Here is an 18,559-nt window from a genome sequence, read left to right as displayed (position 1 = left end):
GAGACGTCGTGATCGCGGTCTTTCCCGGTGAACTTGGCAAACCTCGGCCCGCCGTCATTCTTCAGGCTGACGAGTTTCTCGTGACCCATACGACGGCTCTTGCCTGCCCTTTGACGACGCATCTGCTTGAGGCACCGCTTCTTCGGCGGATCATCGAGCCCAGTGCCCAGAACGGACTTCGACTTCCGTCACAGGTCATGGTCGAAAAGATCACGCCGGTCAGAAAAGAGGTGATCGGCCAGCGGATTGGCCGACTGGCCGACAGCGATATGAGCCGGATTGAAATCGCACTCGTCCACGTCACCGGCTTGACGCACACCATCGCGCCCGTAAGGGAACCGACAAGAAAAGGGGAACAACAATGACCACAGTCATCAAGGGTGGAACCATCGTCACCGCCGACCTGACCTATAAAGCGGACGTGAAGATCGACGCTGGCCGGATCATCGAGATCGGCCCGAACCTTTTCGGCGATACCACGCTCGACGCCGCCGGCTGTTATGTCATGCCGGGTGGCATCGATCCGCATGTGCATCTGGAAATGCCGTTCATGGGCACCTATTCCGCCGACGATTTCGAGAGCGGCACGCGGGCAGCACTTGCCGGCGGCACGACCATGGTCGTCGATTTCTGCCTTCCCGAGCCCGGCCAGTCGCTGCTCGACGCGCTGAAGCGCTGGGACAACAAGGCGACCCGCGCCAATTGCGACTATTCCTTCCACATGTCGGTCACCTGGTGGGGCGAGCAGGTCTTCAACGAGATGAAGGCGGTCGTCGCGCACCACGGCATCAACACCTTCAAGCATTTCATGGCCTACAAGGGCGCGCTGATGGTCAACGACGACGAGATGTTCGCCTCGTTCTCGCGCTGTGCCGAGCTCGGCGCCCTGCCGCTCGTCCATGCCGAAAACGGCGACGTCGTCGCCGCCATGCAGACCAAGCTGATGGACGAGGGCAACAACGGTCCCGAGGCCCACGCCTATTCCAGGCCCGCCTCCGTCGAGGGCGAGGCGACCAACCGTGCCATCATCATCGCCGACATGGCAGGCGTCCCCCTCTATGTCGTGCACACCTCCTGCGAACAGGCCCATGAAGCGATCCGCCGCGCCCGCCAGAACGGCATGCGCGTCTATGGCGAGCCGCTGATCCAGCACCTGACACTCGACGAGAGCGAATATTTCAACAAGGACTGGGACCACTCGGCCCGCCGGGTGATGAGCCCGCCCTTCCGCAGCAAGCAGCATCAGGACAGCCTGTGGGCGGGCCTTGCCTCCGGCTCGCTGCAGGTGGTGGCGACCGATCACTGCGCCTTCACGACTGACCAAAAGCGGACCGGTTTCGGCGATTTCAGAAAAATCCCGAACGGCACCGGCGGCCTCGAGGATCGCCTGCCGATGCTTTGGACCCATGGCGTCGCAACCGGCCGCATCACCATGAACGAGTTCGTGGCGGTCACCTCCACCAATATCGCGAGAATCCTCAACCTCTATCCGAGGAAGGGCGCGATCCTGGTCGGAGCCGACGCGGATATCGTCGTTCTCGATCCGAAAAAGTCGAAGACGATCTCGGCCAAGACCCAGCAGTCGGCGATCGACTACAACGTCTTCGAGGGCAAGGAAGTGACCGGCCTGCCGCGCTACACATTGACCCGCGGCGTGGTCGCCATCGAGGACGGGGCGATCAGGACGCAGGAAGGCCACGGCCAGTTCGTCAAGCGCGAGCCTTATCCGGCGGTCAACAAGGCTCTTTCGACCTGGAAGGAACTGACTTCGCCGCGCAAGGTGGAACGCACAGGCATTCCGGCAAGCGGGGTTTGATATGTGCGATGGCAACGCTCTGTGCCAATGGTCACTCTCTGCCCTACCGCATGTCGCGAGCGTTGCCAACATCATCGCTTCAATCGCGGTATGGGTAACCGCCGCATTCGTCTGGCGACAGGTGTCGCTGCAGACAAGAACACTGTCAACGGATTCTCGTCGCTTCGCTCGCGAGTCTGCCAGTCACATTTTCGCATCCCTCCAAAGTGAATCTTTTAGAGGCGCAAGGAGCAATATGCTCGAGGCCCTCAACAAGGGAATAAAAATTCCGAAGGATAAAGAGACTATAAATTGCTTCAGAAGCGTTCTTAATACATACGAAATGCTTGGATTGACGGTAAAATATGGAGCGATCGATGAACACGTATGGGAGGGATACTGGAAAAAAGCGCTTATAAGAGATTGGGATAGACTTAGCGATTTCATCCAACGTGAACGGGAAACCTTTGATCACGCGACATTGTTCGAAGACGCCGAAGCAATCGTGAAAAAATGGAGAGGTTGAATGCACTCTCGGTGGGGAGACGAGCATATCGAATTGCTGCAAGCGACAGCCAAAACCCACGGCCTGCGGAAGCATTGCAATGCCGGTAGTACGACCACTTACTTAGTTGGAAAGAGGTCACCCCTTCACCAACCCGTCCAGCTCGGGCAGAAGCACGACGCTTTCCTGTTCGTTCGGGTCGGTGCGGGCGATGACCGCCGAGCAGGGCGCGTCGGAAATGTTGGCCGGCAGGTGCGGCACGCCGGCGGGGATATACATCATCTCGCCGGCCGAGAGTTCGGCACATTCCTCCAGCCGGTCGCCATACCAGGTGACCGCGGAGCCGGAGAGCACATAGATGGCCGTCTCGTGGGTTTCATGCAGATGGGCCTTCGCCCGTGCGCCCGGCGGGATGGTGATAAGATGCATGCAAATGCCCTTGGAACCGACCGTTTCCGCCGCAATCCCCTCGAAATAGCTCAGGCCCTGCTTGCCGTCGTAGGTCGCACCGGGCTTGACGACACGGCAGGTAGGTTTTGATGCACTGTCCATTGCCAGTTTCCTCCGTCGAACGGGATCTGCCGCCAGCATATCACGCCGGCTCGAGAGCGGCAGCCGATGCAAACGAAAAGAGAGGGCTCCTGGACACCGTAATGATCGATATCCTGCGCAACGGCGATGTCTATACTGTAGTCTTCGCAGACGGACTTGAATGGGGGCCTTTCGGGAAATGTCATTGAATACAATCCGCTTCAGCATCGCATCGGCGGCCCTTGCCGCGATCTCGATTGCCGGTCCCGCCAAGGCCGCGACCTTCCTCGACGGCGCCTATGGCAGCAAGGAAGGCTGCACATACGCCAAGACCGGCGAATCGTCCGGTGCCGACGATTTCCTGCTGCTCAAGGACGACGGCGTGACAACCTCCGTTTCCGCCTGCGAATTCAAGGGCATGCCGAAGAAGACGGCGAACGGTTTCACCATCAAGGCAGCATGCGAGGCCGATGGGGAAGTCGGACCGGAAGACATCGCCACGCTCACCAAATCCGCCAAAGGCTACACCGTCAGCTTCCCGGACGGTACCAAACTCGGACCCATGCCCAAATGCCGATGAACAATGCTCCATCCTCTGTCGTCTCGGCCAAAAAGCTCGGCCTCACCTTCGAGACCGGTGACGGGCCGGTACATGCGCTGTCGAATGTCGATCTCACGGTGAACAAGGGGGATTTCGTCTCGTTCATCGGCCCGTCCGGCTGCGGCAAGACCACTTTCCTGCGCGTCATCGCCGATCTCGAAAAGGCAACGGCCGGCGAGATCACCGTCAACGGCATGACGCCGGAAGAGGCACGCAAATCGCGCTCCTACGGTTACGTCTTCCAGGCGCCGGCGCTTTATCCGTGGCGGACGATCGAGAAGAACATCGCCCTGCCTCTGGAGATCATGGGCTATTCGTCGGTGGATCGCAAAGCGCGCATCGAGCGCACCCTCGATCTCGTCAACCTTTCCGGCTTCGGCAAGAAATACCCCTGGCAGCTTTCCGGCGGCATGCAGCAGCGTGCTTCTATCGCCCGTGCGCTCGCCTTCGACGCCGACCTGCTTTTGATGGACGAACCCTTCGGCGCGCTCGACGAGATCGTCCGCGATCACCTTAACGAACAACTGCTGAAGCTGTGGGCGCGCACCGAAAAGACCATCTGTTTCGTCACCCACTCTATCCCGGAGGCGGTCTACCTCTCGACCCGCATCGTCGTCATGTCGCCGCGTCCGGGCCGGGTGACCGACGTGATCGAATCGACCCTGCCCAGGGAACGCCCGCTCGAAATCCGCGAGACGCCGGAATTCCTGGAGATCGCCCATCGGGTGCGCGAGGGGTTGAGAGCGGGGCATAGTTATGAGGAGTGAGGCGTTGCATTCCGGGAATACCGCCCTCTGTCCAAAACCCCAGAGGGCCGTGGCATGAAACCCGACTCCCTCAAATCCCGTATCATCCCCGTCCTCACCATCCTCATCGCCATCCTCGCCGTCTGGTACGTCGCCGCCTATTTCATGAACGCGCCGTTCCAGCGGGATCTCGACAGGCGGGCCAACGTCACCTCGACGACGATGGAGTTCATCGGCAAGACGATGGCGCAGCCGAAGCCGATCCTGCCGGCGCCGCATCAGGTGGTGAGCAACGTCTTCGAGAATACATTTCTGCGCAGCGTCACCTCGAACCGTAGCCTTGTCTACCATGCCTGGGTGACGCTATCGTCGACCGTGGTCGGCTTCACCATGGGCACGCTGACCGGCATCTTGATCGCGGTCGGCATCGTGCATCTGAAGGCGCTCGACCGCAGCCTGATGCCGTGGATCATCGCCTCGCAGACCGTGCCGATCCTCGCGGTGGCGCCGATGGTGATCGTCGTGCTCGGCGCGATCAACGTCACCGGGCTCGTTCCCAAGGCGCTGATCTCGACCTACCTCTCCTTTTTCCCCGTGGCAGTCGGCATGGTGAAGGGCCTGCGTTCGCCGGAGATCATCCAGCTCGACCTGATGCGCACCTATTATGCAAGCGGTGCCCAGACATTCTGGAAACTCCGGGTACCGGCCTCCATTCCGTTCCTGTTCACCTCGATGAAGGTGGCGATCGCCGCAAGCCTTGTGGGCGCGATCGTCGGCGAGCTGCCGACCGGTGCCGTCGCCGGCATCGGCTCGAAACTGCTGGCCGGGGCCTATTACAGCCAGACTATCGATATCTGGGCGGCGCTGATCGCCGGCTCGGTTCTGGCGGCGGCTCTCGTTGCCATCGTCGGGATCATCGCCAAGATCGTCGATCGCTCCATGGGCGGGAGGCCGGCATGACAGTGGCACTTCGTTCCTGGCAGGGCGCGATGGCGCTGCTCCTCTGTCTCGCCGCCCTCGCCTCCCTGCCGCTGATGGCCGGGGACACCCCCTTGCCATTCGGCACCGGCACCCTCGCCGTGATCTTTCTCCTCGTCGCCGGCGCGGCGCTGGTCTCGTTCACCCGGCTCTCCCAGCCCCTCCTCGCAGCGGTCCTGTTCCTCGCAGCCCATCTCGCCGTCTGGCTGCTGCTTGCGGGCATCGCCGGCAACGAGGGCAAGGCGACGCTTGCCTTCTTCCTGATGATCGCGGCCTGCTGGCTGATTGCCTGGCGCTGCGTCACGGTCCTGTCCGGCATCCGCGCCAAATCCAAAACCGGAGATACGTTCCTGCGCCTTTTGATCCCCGCAATCTTCGGCGCCTGGATCCTGATCCTCTGGGAGGCGGCGACACGTGGCGCCGGCATTCCCTTCATCATCCTGCCGCCGCCATCCTCGATCGGCGCAAGGCTCGCAAGCTCGGTGCCGATCCTGTGGGCAGACGTGCAGCAGACGATCTTCAAGGCGGTCCTGTTCGGTTACGTCGTCGGCTGCGCCTCCGGCTTCGTCGTCGCCATCCTTGCGGATCGCATCGCCTTCCTGCGCCGAGGGCTGCTGCCGATCGGCAATCTGATGTCGGCGCTGCCGATCATCGGCGTCGCACCGATCATGGTCATGTGGTTCGGTTTCGACTGGCATTCGAAGGCGGCCGTCGTCATCATCATGACCTTCTTTCCGATGCTGGTGAACACGGTGGCAGGGCTCGGAGCCTCGGGCGCCATGGAACGCGACCTGATGCGCTCCTACGCGTCCGACTACTGGCAGACGCTGATCAAGCTGCGCCTGCCGGCCGCCATGCCCTTCATCTTCAACGCGCTGAAGATCAACTCGACGCTGGCGCTGATCGGTGCGATCGTCGCGGAATTCTTCGGCACGCCGATCGTCGGCATGGGGTTCCGGATCTCGACCGAGATCGGCCGCATGAATGTCGATATGGTCTGGGCCGAAATCGCTGTTGCAGCGCTGGTCGGATCAGTTTTTTATGGCGTCGTGGCGCTTGGTGAAAGAGCGACGACGTTCTGGCATCCGTCTAACCGCGGTGGTTAAACGCGAAAAATCCGGCCCGCTTCGGCGGAACCGGCAAACCTCAGAGGGAAGGATAAAAAACATGAGAAAAATTCTCGTTGCATTGATGGCGGGCGCCATGTCGCTCGCGGCAGCCCAGGCTGCGCTGGCCGCCGACAAGGTGACCCTGCAGCTGAAATGGGTGGCTCAAGGCCAGTTCGGCGGTTATTACGTCGCCAAGGACAAGGGCTTCTACAAGGAAGAAGGCCTCGACGTCACGATCAAGCCGGGCGGCCCGGACATCGCTCCCGAGCAGGTGATCGCCGGCGGCGGCGCCGACGTGATCGTCGACTGGATGGGCGGCGCGCTGGTCGCCCGCGAAAAGGGCGTGCCGCTCACCAACATCGCCCAGCCCTACCAGAAGTCCGGCCTGCAGATGATCTGCCCCAAGGACGGCCCGGTGAAGACCGAAGCCGACTTCAAGGGCCGCACGCTCGGCGTCTGGTTCTTCGGTAACGAATACCCGTTCTTCGCCTGGATGAACAAGCTCGGCCTGAAGACCGACGGAGGCAAGGACGGCGTGACCGTTCTGAAGCAGAGTTTCGACGTGCAGCCGCTCATCCAGAAGCAGGCCGACTGCATCTCGGTGATGACCTATAACGAATACTGGCAGGCGATCGATGCCGGCTTCAAGCCGGACCAGCTCGTCGTCTTCAACTTCTCCGCCATGGGCAACGACCTGCTCGAGGATGGTCTCTACGTGATGGACACCAAGCTCAAGGATCCGAAGTTCAAGGAAACCATGGTGAAGTTCGTCCGTGCGTCGATGAAGGGCTGGAAATACGCCATCGCCAATCCGGGTGAAGCAGCCGGGATCGTCATGGACAATGGCGGCCAGGACGAGAACCACCAGAAGCGGATGATGGGCGAAGTGGCCAAGCTGATCGGCACCGGCACCGGCAAGCTCGACACCGCCACCTACGACCGCACGGTCAAGGCGCTGCTCGACCAGAAGATCATCACCAAGAAGCCGGAAGGCGCCTATACGAGCGAGATCACCGACGCGGCATTGAAATAATAATCGCCGCTGGCCTGCTAAAAGAGAACGCGCGGCTACCCACCGCGCGTTTTTGAAATTTTTCTCACTCAAAACATAACTAAAACTCATTCGTCTCATAAGGGCGACGGATTGATTTGTGCAACGCAAACACGTAAAAGTGCGGCGTTGATGAATCTTTCGCTGCCGGTCTTGTAACCGTTTTGCGCGGTTACCACCTTGATCCGGGTTATCGTGCGCTGAGGGGGCGTTACGTGACCGGAGCGGTTCCCAGCGGAATATTTGCCCCTTACTTCAGTTTGAAAGTAATCGCATGTTTCGCAAGTTTACCAAGTCCGCCGGTATCCCGGCTCTTCGCCTTGCACTCGGCGCCAGCATCGCGCTTGCCGCAGGCTCCGCATTGATCCCCAATTCTGCCGTTGCGCAGGACGCGGCCAAGCCGGCTCCGGCGCAGACGGAAATCAAGCTGCCCTCGATCATTGTGACGGAAGCGATCGAAAAGCCGCTCATCGACCGCGTCATCGCCACCGGCACCGTCAGGCCCGTCGAGGAAGTCTATGTCCAGCCGCTCGTCGACGCCCTGTCAATCAAGACGCTGAATGCCGATGTCGGTGACGAAGTGAAGGCCGACAGCGTGCTTGCGACGCTGAACGAAGACGCGCTGATCCTTGAGAAAAGCCAGTTGCAGGCCAACAAGGCAAAAGCTGAGGCCGGTCTTGCCCAGTACAAGGCGCAGGTGATCGAAGCGGAAGCCAACCTTGCCGACGCCAAGCGCCAGCGCGACCGCACGCAACGCCTGAGCCAGAGCGGCACCAGCACGGTTTCGCAGCTCGAACAGGCAAACGCGCTCGTGGAGGTATCCGACGCCAAGCTGAACGCCGCCAAGCAGGCGGTTGCGGTTGGCCAGTCCGACATCAAGGTGGTTGACGCCCAGATCGAGGACATCAACCTGAAGCTCGCCCGCACCGGCGTGAAGGCGCCGGTCGGCGGTGTCATTTCCGTCCGCAATGCCAAGGTCGGCGCGATCGCCAGCGGCACCGGTAATCCGCTCTTCACGATCATCAAGGATAGCGCGATCGAGTTGGTCGCCGATCTTTCCGAGACCGACATCCAGAAGATCAAGGCCGGCCAGAAGGCGATCGTCACGGTCGCCGGCGGCAAGGTGAAGATCGCGGGCAAGGTTCGGCTCGTCTCCCCGACTGTCGATCCGGTGACCCGCCTCGGGGCGGTGCATATCGTCATCGACGACAAGAGCGGCGCGCGCTCGGGCATGTATGCCAGCGCCGAAATCGTCATCGCCGAGACCAATGCCCTGGCGTTGCCGCTCTCCGCCGTCACCACCGGGCGGGACGGTTCCACGGCCCGCAAGGTCGAGGACAATGTGGTCAAGCAGGTGAAGATTGAAACCGGCATCCAGGATGGCGGTTTCGTGCAGGTCGTCAGCGGTCTTACGGCCGGTGACATTGTCGTTGCGAAGGCCGGCGCCTTCGTTCGGGACGGCGACAAGATCGCTCCTGTCCCGGCCGAACCCGCCGCTATTGCGAACTGAGGTTGAGCCGCATGAACTTCTCCGCCTGGTCGATCCGCAATCCGATAGCGCCGATGCTCGGTTTTGCCCTGCTGCTTGTTGTCGGCATTCAGTCGTTTTACGCGCTGCCGATTACCCGTTTCCCGAATATCGACGTTCCGGTCGTATCGATCACCGTCACCCAGAGCGGGGCCGCCCCCGCCGAGCTGGAAATGCAGGTGACAAAGGAGATCGAGGACGCTGTCGCCTCGATCAGCGGCATTGACGAAATCCAATCCACGGTGACGGACGGCCAGTCGCAGACGGTCGTCGTTTTCCGCATCGAAAAGCCGACCGCAGAGGCCGTACAGGACACCAAGGACGCGATCGACAAGATCCGCAGCGACCTGCCCGCCGGCATCGAGGAACCCGTCGTCACCAAGGTCGACGTCGAAGGTCAGGCCATCCAGACATTCGCCGTCTCCTCGCCGAACATGACCCTCGAGGAGCTCTCCTGGTTCGTCGACGACACTGTCAAGCGCGCGCTGCAGGGCCAGGCCGGCGTCGGCCGTATCGACCGTTACGGCGGCTCCGACCGTGAAGTCCGGGTGTCGCTGAACCCCGCCAAGCTGGATGCCTATGGCATTACCGCTGCCGATGTCAGCACCCAGATGCGCGGCACCAACGTCGACCTCGGCTCCGGCCGCGGCCAGGTGGCCGGCAACGAACAGACGATCCGCACGCTCGGCGATGCCCGCAGCGTCGCGCAGCTTGCCGACACGACGATCACGCTGCCCAACGGCCAGTTCGTCAAGCTGACCGAACTCGGCACCATCACCGACACCTACGAGGAGCCTAAATCCTTCTCGCGCTTCAACGGCACGCCGTCGGTCACCTTCGCCGTGTTCCGCGCCAAGGGTGCAAGCGAGGTCTCGGTCGCCGAAACCGTCGCCACCAGCCTCGACGAAGTGCGCAAGGCCAACCCGAACGTCGCAATCGAAATGGTCGACGACTCGGTCTACTTCACCTACGGAAATTACGAAGCCGCCCTCCATACGCTGGTGGAAGGCTCGGTCCTCGCCGTCATCGTGGTCTTCCTGTTCCTGAGGAACTGGCGTGCGACGCTGATCGCAGCGGTTGCCCTGCCGCTGTCGGCGATCCCGACCTTCTGGATCATGGACCTCATGGGGTTCTCGCTGAACCTCGTAAGCTTCCTGGCGCTGACGCTCGCGACCGGGATTCTCGTCGACGACGCGATCGTCGAGATCGAGAACATCGCGCGGCATATCAAGATGGGCAAATCGCCTTACAAGGCGGCGCTCGAGGCCGCCGACGAAATCGGCCTCGCCGTCATCGCCACCAGCTTCACGATCATCGCCGTGTTCGTGCCGGTGTCGTTCATGCCGGGCGTTCCGGGCCAGTACTTCATCCAGTTCGGCCTGACGGTCGCCTTCTCGGTGTTCTTCTCGCTCGCGGTGGCGCGACTGATCACGCCGCTGATGGCCGCCTATCTGATGAGCCCTGAAGACGGGATGGAAGACCATCACGACAACGACGGCTGGATCATGAAGGCCTATACGCGCCTTGTCACCGGCACGACCCGCCGCTGGTACTGGCGTTATACGACGATGCTCGCCGCAATCGGCTTCCTGATCGGCTCCGTGATGCTGCTATCCCAGGTCCCCGGCAGCTTCCTGCCGCCGGACGACAACTCTCGCGTCGTGCTGTCAGTGGAACTGCCGCCGAATGCGACGCTCGACGAAACGGGCGCCAGCACCGACGTCATCTATGACGCGATTCGCCATATCGACGGTGTCGAGAGCGTCTTCATCCTCGGCGGAGCGTCGCCCAAGGGCGATCTCGAACTTCGCCGTGCAACTGTGCGCGTCATCCTGCAGAACCTCGACCATTCGCTGGTAAAGACCCTGGTCAACAAGGGCCTGGGGTCGATCCCATTGATCCGCGACGTGGTGCCGAAGATCAAGGAAAATGGCCGTACGCGTCCGCAATGGGATGTTGAAAAGGACATTTTTGCTGCCGTCCGCTCCATTCCGGACGTGCGGATATCCAAGGTCAACGACCGCGCCGAGCGCGACCTTTCGTTCAACTTCCTCTCCACCAACGAGGCGGACCTGAACGACGCCGTCAGCACGCTGGAATCGAAGCTGCGAGCCTCGCCGATCCTTTTCAACGTCTCCTCGGAAGGCGCCCTGCCCCGTCCGGAACTGCAGATTCGGCCGCGCATGGCGGAGGCTTCGCGCCTCGGCATCACGCCGCAGCAGATCGCCGAGACGGTCCGCGTCGCGACCATCGGCGATGTTGATGCCAACCTTGCCAAGATCTCGCTTGACGACCGGCAAATCCCGATCCGCGTCCAGGCCTCACTCGACGTGCGGCGCGATCTGGCCTCGATCCGGGCGCTCAAGATCAAGACCGCGGCCGGTGCCAGCGTGCCGCTCTACAACGTTGCCGACATCGACTATTCAGAAGGCCCGAGCTCGATCAAGCGCAACGACCGCAACCGCGTCGTGGCGATCGGTTCCGACGTTCCCTTCGGCACGGCACTCGATACCGCATCGGCCGAGTTCAAGCGGATCGTCGGCGAGACCGAGTTGCCGAAGACGGTTCGTCTGGCCGAAAGCGGCGACGCCAAGGTGCAGGCCGAAATGCAGCAGAGCTTCGGCAATGCGATGCTGATGGGCCTGATGCTGGTGCTCGTGGTGCTGATCCTGCTCTTCAAGGACGTCATCCAGCCCTTCACCATCCTGTTCTCGCTGCCGCTGGCTATCGGCGGCGTGGCGGTGGCGCTGATCATCACCCAGAACGCGCTGTCGATGCCGGTCCTGATCGGTATCCTGATGCTGATGGGTATCGTCACGAAGAACGCCATCCTTCTGGTGGACTTCGCGATCGAGATGAAGCGGCAAGGCCTGGAACGGGTCCATGCCATGGTCGAGGCCGGCCGCAAGCGCGCCCGTCCGATCATCATGACGTCGATCGCCATGTCCGCGGGCATGTTGCCCTCGGCGCTCGGCGTCGGCGAAGGCGGTTCCTTCCGTGCGCCGATGGCGATCGCGGTAATAGGCGGCATCATCGTCTCGACGGTGCTCTCGCTCCTCGTCGTGCCGTCCTTCTTCCTGATCATGGACGACCTGTCGCGCCTGCTCGGCAAGATCTTCGGCCGCATGGTCGGCAAGAAGGAACAGGAGGACTTCGGTCTTTCCAACGAGGAACTCAGCCAGGAGGCTCGCAAGAACGCGCAGTCGATCGCATCCCTGGAGGAACGCCTCAACCAGATGGAACGGCAGACGAGCGCCAACGACGATCGGTCTCCCGGGGCGCAAGCCAGCAGCAAGGTGCTGCGCCTGCCGCCGCTGGCCGCCGAATAACCTCCATTTCCGCACCGTATTTCCGACAACGCCGGGCCTTTGGGCCTGGCGTTTTTCGTTGGAATAAGCCAACTCGCGGAGATTGCAGAAAAATTTCACGGATTTGATCGATGTCAAATTTAGATTTCGTGAACCTGTTATTTTAGCGATATCGGGAATGCGCGGCGGTTCAGGTTATGGAAGAGACGGCGGACATGATGAACAGCAATTTCAAGCTCAACAACAGGGACAGGGCCGTCCTGATGAAGACGCCTTTCCTGACCAGCCTGACCGGCAATTCTCTCGTCCGGATGATGTCGACCATGAGTGTCATCAGTCTGACGAACCGCAAGTCGATCTTTCGCGAGGGCGAGAATGCCGACGCTTTTTACTGCGTTCTCAGCGGCTACGTACGACTCTATCAGCTCAATCGTGACGGCCGCGAGGCGGATATCCGCATCTGCAGCCCGGGCGACACATTCGCCGAATGCCTTCTCTATGGCGGCACCAAGTATCGCCATCATGCCCAGACGGCCGAAGCTACGACGCTTGCCCGCTTCGACATGCAGGCGGTGCGGGATCTGGCCGACCAGGAGCGGGATATTGCCAAGGCGGTGATCACCTCGCTATCGAAACACCTCATAACCACGATGGACTGCGTAGCCAACGACAGGTTGCATACGGCGCCACAGCGGGTGGCAAATTATATCCTGACGCGGTGCCCGGTGGACGGCGGCCCGGCGTCCATTCGCCTGCCTTTCCAGAAGAACCTGCTCGCAGGCATGCTGGGCCTCGCTCCCGAGGCGCTCTCGCGCGCATTCTCCACTCTCCGGCGCACGGGAGTAACGGTACGCGGGCGCGTGATCCAGGTCGGCGACGTGCAGGCCTTGCGCGAGATTTAAACGAAGCGAGACCGGACGGGCGGGTCCGGGCTTTCTTTGGATGCATGTTGTGACACTGGCGGCGGGACCGCGACATGCAGATAAGGCCGGTGGCTTCGAGGGGCCACCGGCCTCAATTTTTTAAAGCATGTCGCGCGGCAGACTTCAAAGCCCGCCCTGCTCCTTCAGGAACCGGACGACATGGTCCACGCCGACGCCGCGCTTCAAATCGGTAAACAGATGCGGCTTGGCCTCGCGCATGCGATACGCGTCGCGGTCCATCACGTCGAGATCGACGTCGACATAGGGAGCGAGATCCTTCTTGTTGATGATCAGCAGGTCGGAGCGGGTAATGCCCGGACCGCCCTTGCGCGGGATTTCCTCACCCTGGCAGGTGGAGATCACATAGATGGTGATGTCGGCGAGATCGGGCGAAAAGGTCGCCGCGAGATTGTCGCCGCCCGATTCGATGAACACCACGTCGAGGTCCGGTATGCGCTCGTTCAGGCCCGCGATCGCCTGCAGATTGATCGTCGCGTCCTCGCGGATGGCGGTATGCGGGCAACCACCGGTCTCGACGCCGACGATGCGGTCAGAAGACAGAGCCTGGCAGCGCACCAGAGCCTCAGCATCCTCCTTGGTATAGATGTCGTTGGTGACTACCGCGACGGAATAATCCTCCCGCATCGCCTTGCAGAGCTTCTCGGTCAGTGCCGTCTTGCCCGAACCGACAGGGCCGCCGATGCCGACGCGCAGAGGTCCATTCGCCGATTTCATATGTCGTCCTTTCATTCTTTCAGACTTCAGCTTAGGCCCGCTTCTACGAGCGGAAAAGCCGCGAATGCTGTGTTTCATGCCGAAGAGAGGCGATTTCCGCCTGCACTGCCGCGCCGCCCAGATCGTCGAGAGTGGCAAGGCTCGCCCTCTCCGCGGTCTGACTAACCAGGTTCTCGATATCCGCGAGCACGGCCACCCCTTCCACCTGCCCGGAAACCCCAAGCCTGATACCGGCAGACACCGATTGCGAGACGGCCGCATGCAGATAGGCGGCAAGCGCCTGGGCTGCCAGCACGCCATGCCCTGCCGCAATCGCACCGACTGCGACGGGGAACGGCACAGCTGGCGGCAGGCGGTCGAGAACCGGATGAGGCCATGCGGAGACCGCCGCGGCGAATGCCTTGCCGAGCGACAATGTCTCCGCGTGGCGCTCTGCGGACCCGGCAAGCGCCAGCCCCAGTTCGGCTATCTCCTTCAACGCAGCCCCGTCCTCATACCGCCGCCAGGCTTCTCCGAACAGTACGGCGTCGTTCCACAAGGCACCGTGCCGCAGCAGGCTCGTCAGCCAGGCGATCAAACCTGCCGCATCCTTGACGAGGCCATCATGCACTGCCCGTTCGAGCCCGCCCGAATAGGCAAAACCGCCGATCGGAAAGGCCGGCGAGAGCCACGCCATCAGCCTCAGAAGCACCTTGGTATCGAGGTTGGTCACGAAGCCTCAATGTCCATGATGGTCGTGGCCGTGGGAACCATGCGAATGGTAGGCGCCGCGGGCCGGCTGGAAACCTTCCTCGACCTCGGCAACCGCGGCACCAAGCCCTTCCAGCATGGCACGGATCACATGGTCGCGCAGGATGAGGATACGGCCTTCCTCGATCTGCGCCGGAAGGTGCCGGTTGCCGAGATGCCAGGCGAGTTCGATCAGGTGCAGCGTATCGCGCGCCTTGATCTCGAAGAGTTTTTCCGGAGCCGCATGGACCTCGATCGTATCGCCGTTCTCAAGCACCAGCCGATCGCCATGATGGAAGAGCACGGCCTCCTTGAGATCGAGCATCACCATCTCGCCATTCGAGAGATGCAGCAGCTTGCGGCGCAGATGCCGCAGATCATGCGGCAGCGTGACGATATCGACCGGCGGATCGGTGACCACGCCGGCGGGGTGATAGGAGTGGACGTGCTGCATGGGAAACTCCGGGGTCAATTGAAAAGCTTGAGTGAGAGGGTAAGCGTCTGTGGCAACGGATTCCAGAGGCCGGTGCGCAATCCGGCGGCGCGAAGTGCCGCGGCGGCCCACGTATTGCAGCCGACAACTGCGTTGAAATAGCCGTTCGCCTCGAAGAACCGGTCATTATCGCCATAGCCCGCCTCCGGCACCACAGCCACCTCGCCTGCCTGACGGGTGAAGCTCGTCTGGATGAACGCCAAAAGCCGCTGGAATTCCGCCGTCTCCAGGTCGAGCGGCATCACCGCCGGATGGCTTTCATCGATCCCGCCGGCAACGTCCACATGCATGACCGAACTGTCGATCGTCAGTGCCCGCAACACCGGAAGCGGCTTCAAGTCCGCCCAGGCCGGCGTTTCAAGATAGAAGGCCCGCCCACCCCAACCGAGCACCAGCCATTCCGCACCGGGATCGGCAACGGGGATTCCGGACCGCTCCAGAAAAGCAAAGGCGGCGCGGGTATCCTCAGCCAGCGGAATGGCAATGTCCGTGTGGATCGGATTGGACAGAACCAGGATGCGCCTTTGCGCCGCCGGTTCCGCCGCCCGGCTCGGCACAAACAGCGGCCGCGGGATGAACGTCCCGACGGCCACCGCGACAACCACGAACAGAACCGCAGCGAGGAGCCAGCGCAAAAACGTCTTCATTAATGGGTTCCGAGGTGCCAGCGCCTCAGAACAGGAAATAGCGCTGCGCCATCGGCAGCACGGTTGCGGGCTCGCAGGTGAGCAACTCGCCGTCGGCCCGCACCTCGTATGTCTCCGGGTTGACCTCCACATGCGGCGTCAGCGAATTGTGGATCATCGAGGCCTTGGAGATGCCACCGCGGGTGTTTTTGACTGCCACCAGCTTCTTGGCGACGCCGAGGCGCTGGGTAAGGCCGGCATCCAGAGAAGCCTGGCTGACGAAGGTGACGGAGGAATTGGTGCGCAGCTTGCCGTAGGCCGCAAACATCGGCCGATAGTGCATCGGCTGCGGCGTCGGGATCGAGGCGTTCGGATCACCCATCGGTGCGGCCGCGATCGAGCCGCCGAGCAGCACCATTTCCGGCTTCACCCCGAAGAAGGCCGGGCTCCAGAGCACGAGATCCGCCCGCTTGCCGACCTCGACCGAACCGATCTCGTGGGAAACGCCGTGCGCAATCGCCGGGTTGATCGTGTATTTGGCGATGTAGCGCTTGACGCGGAAGTTGTCGTTATTGCCGGTTTCTTCCTTCAGGCTGCCGCGCTGGCGCTTCATCTTGTCGGCCGTCTGCCAGGTGCGGATCGCCACTTCCCCGACGCGGCCCATGGCCTGGCTGTCGGAGGAGATGATCGAGAAGGCGCCGAGATCGTGGAGGATGTCTTCGGCAGCGATGGTTTCCTTGCGGATGCGGCTTTCCGCAAAGGCGATGTCTTCCGGGATCGACGGCGACAGGTGATGGCAGACCATCAGCATGTCGAGATGTTCGGCGAGCGTATTGATCGTATACGGCCGGGTCGGATTGGTCGAAGACGGGATGACGTTCGGATTGCCGCAGATCTTGATGATGTCGGGCGCGTGGCCGCCGCCCGCCCCTTCCGTGTGGAAGGCGTGGATGGTGCGGCCCTTGATGGCCGCGACCGTATCCTCCACGAAACCACTTTCGTTCAGCGTATCGGTGTGGATCATCACCTGCACGTCGAAGGCGTCGGCAACCGTCAGGCAGTTGTCGATCGCGGCCGGCGTCGTGCCCCAATCCTCGTGCAGCTTCAGCGACGAGGCACCCGCGAGGATCATCTCTTCGAGCGGTGCGGGAAGCGACGCATTGCCCTTGCCGGCGAGCGCGAGGTTCATCGGGAAGGCATCGAAGCTCTCGATCATCCGCTCGATGTGCCAAGCGCCGGTGCAGGTGGTGGCAAGCGTGCCATGTGCCGGGCCGGAGCCTCCGCCGAGCATGGTCGTGACGCCGCTCATCAGCGCCTCCTCGATCTGCTGCGGGCAGATGAAATGGATATGCGCATCCATGCCGCCGGCCGTCAGGATCTTGCCCTCACCGGCGATCGCCTCGGTGGACGGGCCGACGATGATCGTCACGCCCGGCTGGGTATCCGGGTTGCCGGCTTTGCCGATCGCGTGGATGCGGCCGTTCTTCAAACCGACGTCCGCCTTGTAGATGCCGGAATGGTCGACGATCAGCGCATTGGTAATGACCGTATCGACGGCGCCTTCCGCCCGCGTCGCCTGGCTCTGCCCCATGCCATCGCGAATGACCTTGCCGCCGCCGAACTTCACCTCTTCGCCATAGACGGTGAAATCCTTCTCCACCTCGATGAACAATTCGGTATCGGCAAGCCGAACCCTGTCGCCCGTGGTCGGACCGAACATGCTGGCATAGGAGGCGCGGGACATCTTGTGGGGCATGGTTCAGACCTTCTCGGAAAGTGAAACAAAGGGCGCCTTCTTGGCCGCGCCGCGATCGATGGTAACGGTTGGAGAAGCACCGGCGGCTTCATTGAGTTCGGCAATCAGATAATCGGCAAAACCGGCGCCGCCTTGCCTGAAAGCTGCAAGCGCGCGTTCGACCGCCTCAGCCTCGCCAAGTATGAGACTGTCCGATGCGAGAAGGCTTTCGATGAGATCGGCAAGTTTGGAGCGGTTGTATTCGGGCTTGCGCCGCAGCGTCCAGACAAGCTCGACAAGGGTGATGGGATTAATGTAACCGGGCCGTTGTGGGGATAGCTGCGTATCGAGGAACCGGGTGACGATCGGCGACCAGTGTGGATCATCGTCAAGGGCGTAGCGCACCAGGACATTGGTATCGATACCGATCAAGGATCATCCTCCTGCCGGTCGATGGCCGTGCGGCGCCTCACAGTCTCGTAGATAGCCTCGTCGATGTCGATAGGGCCATCCGCCTTTCCGAAGATTCCCTTGATATGCGAAAGCCCGCTCTTCTTCGCCACGACCGAAACCTTGCCGTTGTCATCGACGATGAACTGCACCAAGCCGCCCGGAGGCAAGCCGAGCGCTCTCCTGACCTCGACCGGAATTGTGGCTTGTCCCTTCATGGATGTCTTCGCCTCGAATCTACCCATTGCCATCGCTCCCTAACTTTCTTGCTTCTCCCTACTTATCAAAAATTCCCTACCTTAGCAATTTCTCCACACATGCGTGTCAGTTCCCCATCGCCTCGGTCAGCTCTTTGAGCTCCTCAATGCGCTTGCGAGTGAGGTCCGCCTGGCATCCGGAAATCAGCATCGGCTCCATCGAGCCGCCATGGGCCTGGAAGCCGGAGGAGATGCATTGCGCGTCGCGATAGACGACCCAGGCGCGTTGCGCCTTGACGAGCGCATCCTCGGCGCCTTTGAGGTCCGCGGAACTATCCGCATCCCATTTTTTCATCGCCTTGCGGGTTGTCTGGTACTGGGCATTAAGAGCCTTGTCGGCGGCCTCGTAGTCGCGCTGCGAGCAGATGTTCATCTCCATCTGCGTCTGCGGGTTCTTGCAATTTGCCTTCGGCTCCTGCGCCACCGCCGGCAGGGCAAGAAGCGTCATGAACGCGGCGG

At 61.7% G+C, this 18,559-nt stretch carries 20 protein-coding genes; 11 read left to right on the top strand and 9 right to left on the bottom strand.

Features of this window, described 5'->3' with window-relative positions; translation table 11 throughout:
• Positions 1-8 precede the first annotated feature (8 nt).
• The 3 genes from C5J24_RS00740 to C5J24_RS00730 are packed head-to-tail and all read left to right on the top strand — an operon-like array spanning position 9 to position 2,321.
• Positions 9-365 carry a type II toxin-antitoxin system PemK/MazF family toxin gene (locus tag C5J24_RS00740; protein WP_245446476.1) on the top strand — a complete coding sequence of 119 codons (357 nt, stop codon included), beginning with the start codon at positions 9-11 and terminating at the stop codon, positions 363-365.
• Positions 362-1,816 (top strand): dihydropyrimidinase, encoded by a 1,455-nt coding sequence (hydA, locus tag C5J24_RS00735; RefSeq protein ID WP_105414839.1) that lies wholly within the window; start codon positions 362-364, stop codon positions 1,814-1,816. Before C5J24_RS00740 ends, hydA begins: the two co-directional genes overlap by 4 nt.
• A 1-nt stretch (position 1,817) precedes the next feature.
• Positions 1,818-2,321 (top strand): DUF4760 domain-containing protein, encoded by a 504-nt coding sequence (locus C5J24_RS00730; RefSeq protein WP_105414837.1) that lies wholly within the window; start codon positions 1,818-1,820, stop codon positions 2,319-2,321.
• A gap of 117 nt (positions 2,322-2,438) precedes the next feature.
• On the opposite strand, the gene C5J24_RS00725 is transcribed toward C5J24_RS00730, so the two are convergent.
• Positions 2,439-2,852 carry a cupin domain-containing protein gene (locus C5J24_RS00725; RefSeq protein ID WP_105414835.1) on the bottom strand — a complete coding sequence of 138 codons (414 nt, stop codon included), beginning with the start codon at positions 2,850-2,852 and terminating at the stop codon, positions 2,439-2,441.
• A gap of 184 nt (positions 2,853-3,036) precedes the next feature.
• Here C5J24_RS00725 and C5J24_RS00720 point away from each other — a divergent pair, with 184 nt between their 5' ends.
• The 8 genes from C5J24_RS00720 (at position 3,037) to C5J24_RS00685 (ending at position 13,054) form a co-directional block, all read left to right on the top strand.
• On the top strand, positions 3,037-3,411 hold the full coding sequence (locus tag C5J24_RS00720) for a hypothetical protein (RefSeq protein WP_105414833.1): 375 nt from the start codon (positions 3,037-3,039) through the stop codon (positions 3,409-3,411).
• Positions 3,408-4,199 (top strand): ABC transporter ATP-binding protein, encoded by a 792-nt coding sequence (locus tag C5J24_RS00715; protein ID WP_046666673.1) that lies wholly within the window; start codon positions 3,408-3,410, stop codon positions 4,197-4,199. The genes C5J24_RS00720 and C5J24_RS00715 overlap by 4 nt, the downstream gene beginning before the upstream one ends.
• Positions 4,200-4,253: 54 nt before the next feature.
• Positions 4,254-5,138, top strand: coding sequence for an ABC transporter permease (locus C5J24_RS00710; RefSeq protein ID WP_105414831.1), 885 nt, complete (start codon positions 4,254-4,256; stop codon positions 5,136-5,138).
• Positions 5,135-6,262, top strand: a complete 1,128-nt coding sequence (locus tag C5J24_RS00705) for an ABC transporter permease (protein WP_105414829.1) — start codon at positions 5,135-5,137, stop codon at positions 6,260-6,262. The genes C5J24_RS00710 and C5J24_RS00705 overlap by 4 nt, the downstream gene beginning before the upstream one ends.
• A gap of 61 nt (positions 6,263-6,323) precedes the next feature.
• Entirely contained in the window at positions 6,324-7,298 is a 975-nt protein-coding gene (locus C5J24_RS00700; RefSeq protein ID WP_105414827.1) for an ABC transporter substrate-binding protein, read from the top strand.
• 292 nt (positions 7,299-7,590) lie between these two features.
• A complete protein-coding gene (locus C5J24_RS00695; protein ID WP_105414825.1) occupies positions 7,591-8,826 on the top strand; it encodes an efflux RND transporter periplasmic adaptor subunit in 1,236 nt (411 codons plus the stop codon).
• A gap of 11 nt (positions 8,827-8,837) precedes the next feature.
• Positions 8,838-12,173: an efflux RND transporter permease subunit gene (locus C5J24_RS00690; protein WP_105400907.1), complete on the top strand. Its 3,336-nt coding sequence runs from the start codon at positions 8,838-8,840 to the stop codon at positions 12,171-12,173.
• A 197-nt stretch (positions 12,174-12,370) separates the two neighbouring features.
• Positions 12,371-13,054 carry a Crp/Fnr family transcriptional regulator gene (locus C5J24_RS00685; RefSeq protein ID WP_172723868.1) on the top strand — a complete coding sequence of 228 codons (684 nt, stop codon included), beginning with the start codon at positions 12,371-12,373 and terminating at the stop codon, positions 13,052-13,054.
• Positions 13,055-13,198: 144 nt separating this feature from the next.
• Here the strand turns inward: C5J24_RS00685 and ureG are convergent, their stop codons facing one another.
• From ureG to C5J24_RS00645, 8 genes are all read right to left on the bottom strand, one after another.
• The gene (gene ureG / locus C5J24_RS00680) at positions 13,199-13,810 is read right to left on the bottom strand and encodes an urease accessory protein UreG (RefSeq protein WP_046635165.1); all 612 of its coding nucleotides are present in this window, start codon (positions 13,808-13,810) and stop codon (positions 13,199-13,201) included.
• Positions 13,811-13,853: 43 nt separating this feature from the next.
• Positions 13,854-14,486 carry an urease accessory protein UreF gene (locus C5J24_RS00675; protein WP_105416533.1) on the bottom strand — a complete coding sequence of 211 codons (633 nt, stop codon included), beginning with the start codon at positions 14,484-14,486 and terminating at the stop codon, positions 13,854-13,856.
• Positions 14,487-14,528: 42 nt separating this feature from the next.
• On the bottom strand, positions 14,529-14,993 hold the full coding sequence (ureE, locus tag C5J24_RS00670; RefSeq protein WP_105414821.1) for an urease accessory protein UreE: 465 nt from the start codon (positions 14,991-14,993) through the stop codon (positions 14,529-14,531).
• Positions 14,994-15,007: 14 nt separating this feature from the next.
• Positions 15,008-15,679, bottom strand: a complete 672-nt coding sequence (locus C5J24_RS00665; RefSeq protein ID WP_105414819.1) for a TIGR02117 family protein — start codon at positions 15,677-15,679, stop codon at positions 15,008-15,010.
• 25 nt (positions 15,680-15,704) lie between these two features.
• A complete protein-coding gene (ureC, locus tag C5J24_RS00660; protein ID WP_105414817.1) occupies positions 15,705-17,414 on the bottom strand; it encodes an urease subunit alpha in 1,710 nt (569 codons plus the stop codon).
• Positions 17,415-17,417: 3 nt separating this feature from the next.
• Positions 17,418-17,825 (bottom strand): PIN domain-containing protein, encoded by a 408-nt coding sequence (locus C5J24_RS00655; RefSeq protein WP_105414815.1) that lies wholly within the window; start codon positions 17,823-17,825, stop codon positions 17,418-17,420.
• Positions 17,822-18,061, bottom strand: a complete 240-nt coding sequence (locus C5J24_RS00650) for an AbrB/MazE/SpoVT family DNA-binding domain-containing protein (protein WP_052754704.1) — start codon at positions 18,059-18,061, stop codon at positions 17,822-17,824. The genes C5J24_RS00655 and C5J24_RS00650 overlap by 4 nt, the downstream gene beginning before the upstream one ends.
• A 106-nt stretch (positions 18,062-18,167) precedes the next feature.
• Positions 18,168-18,548, bottom strand: coding sequence for a lysozyme inhibitor LprI family protein (locus tag C5J24_RS00645; RefSeq protein WP_105416531.1), 381 nt, complete (start codon positions 18,546-18,548; stop codon positions 18,168-18,170).
• Positions 18,549-18,559: the final 11 nt, after the last annotated feature.

Source organism: Neorhizobium sp. T25_27 (genome assembly GCF_002968565.1).
Lineage (GTDB): Bacteria > Pseudomonadota > Alphaproteobacteria > Rhizobiales > Rhizobiaceae > Neorhizobium > Neorhizobium tomejilense.
The sequence above is the reverse complement of the archived record's forward strand: the minus strand, read 5'-3'. Positions and strand labels throughout refer to the sequence as shown.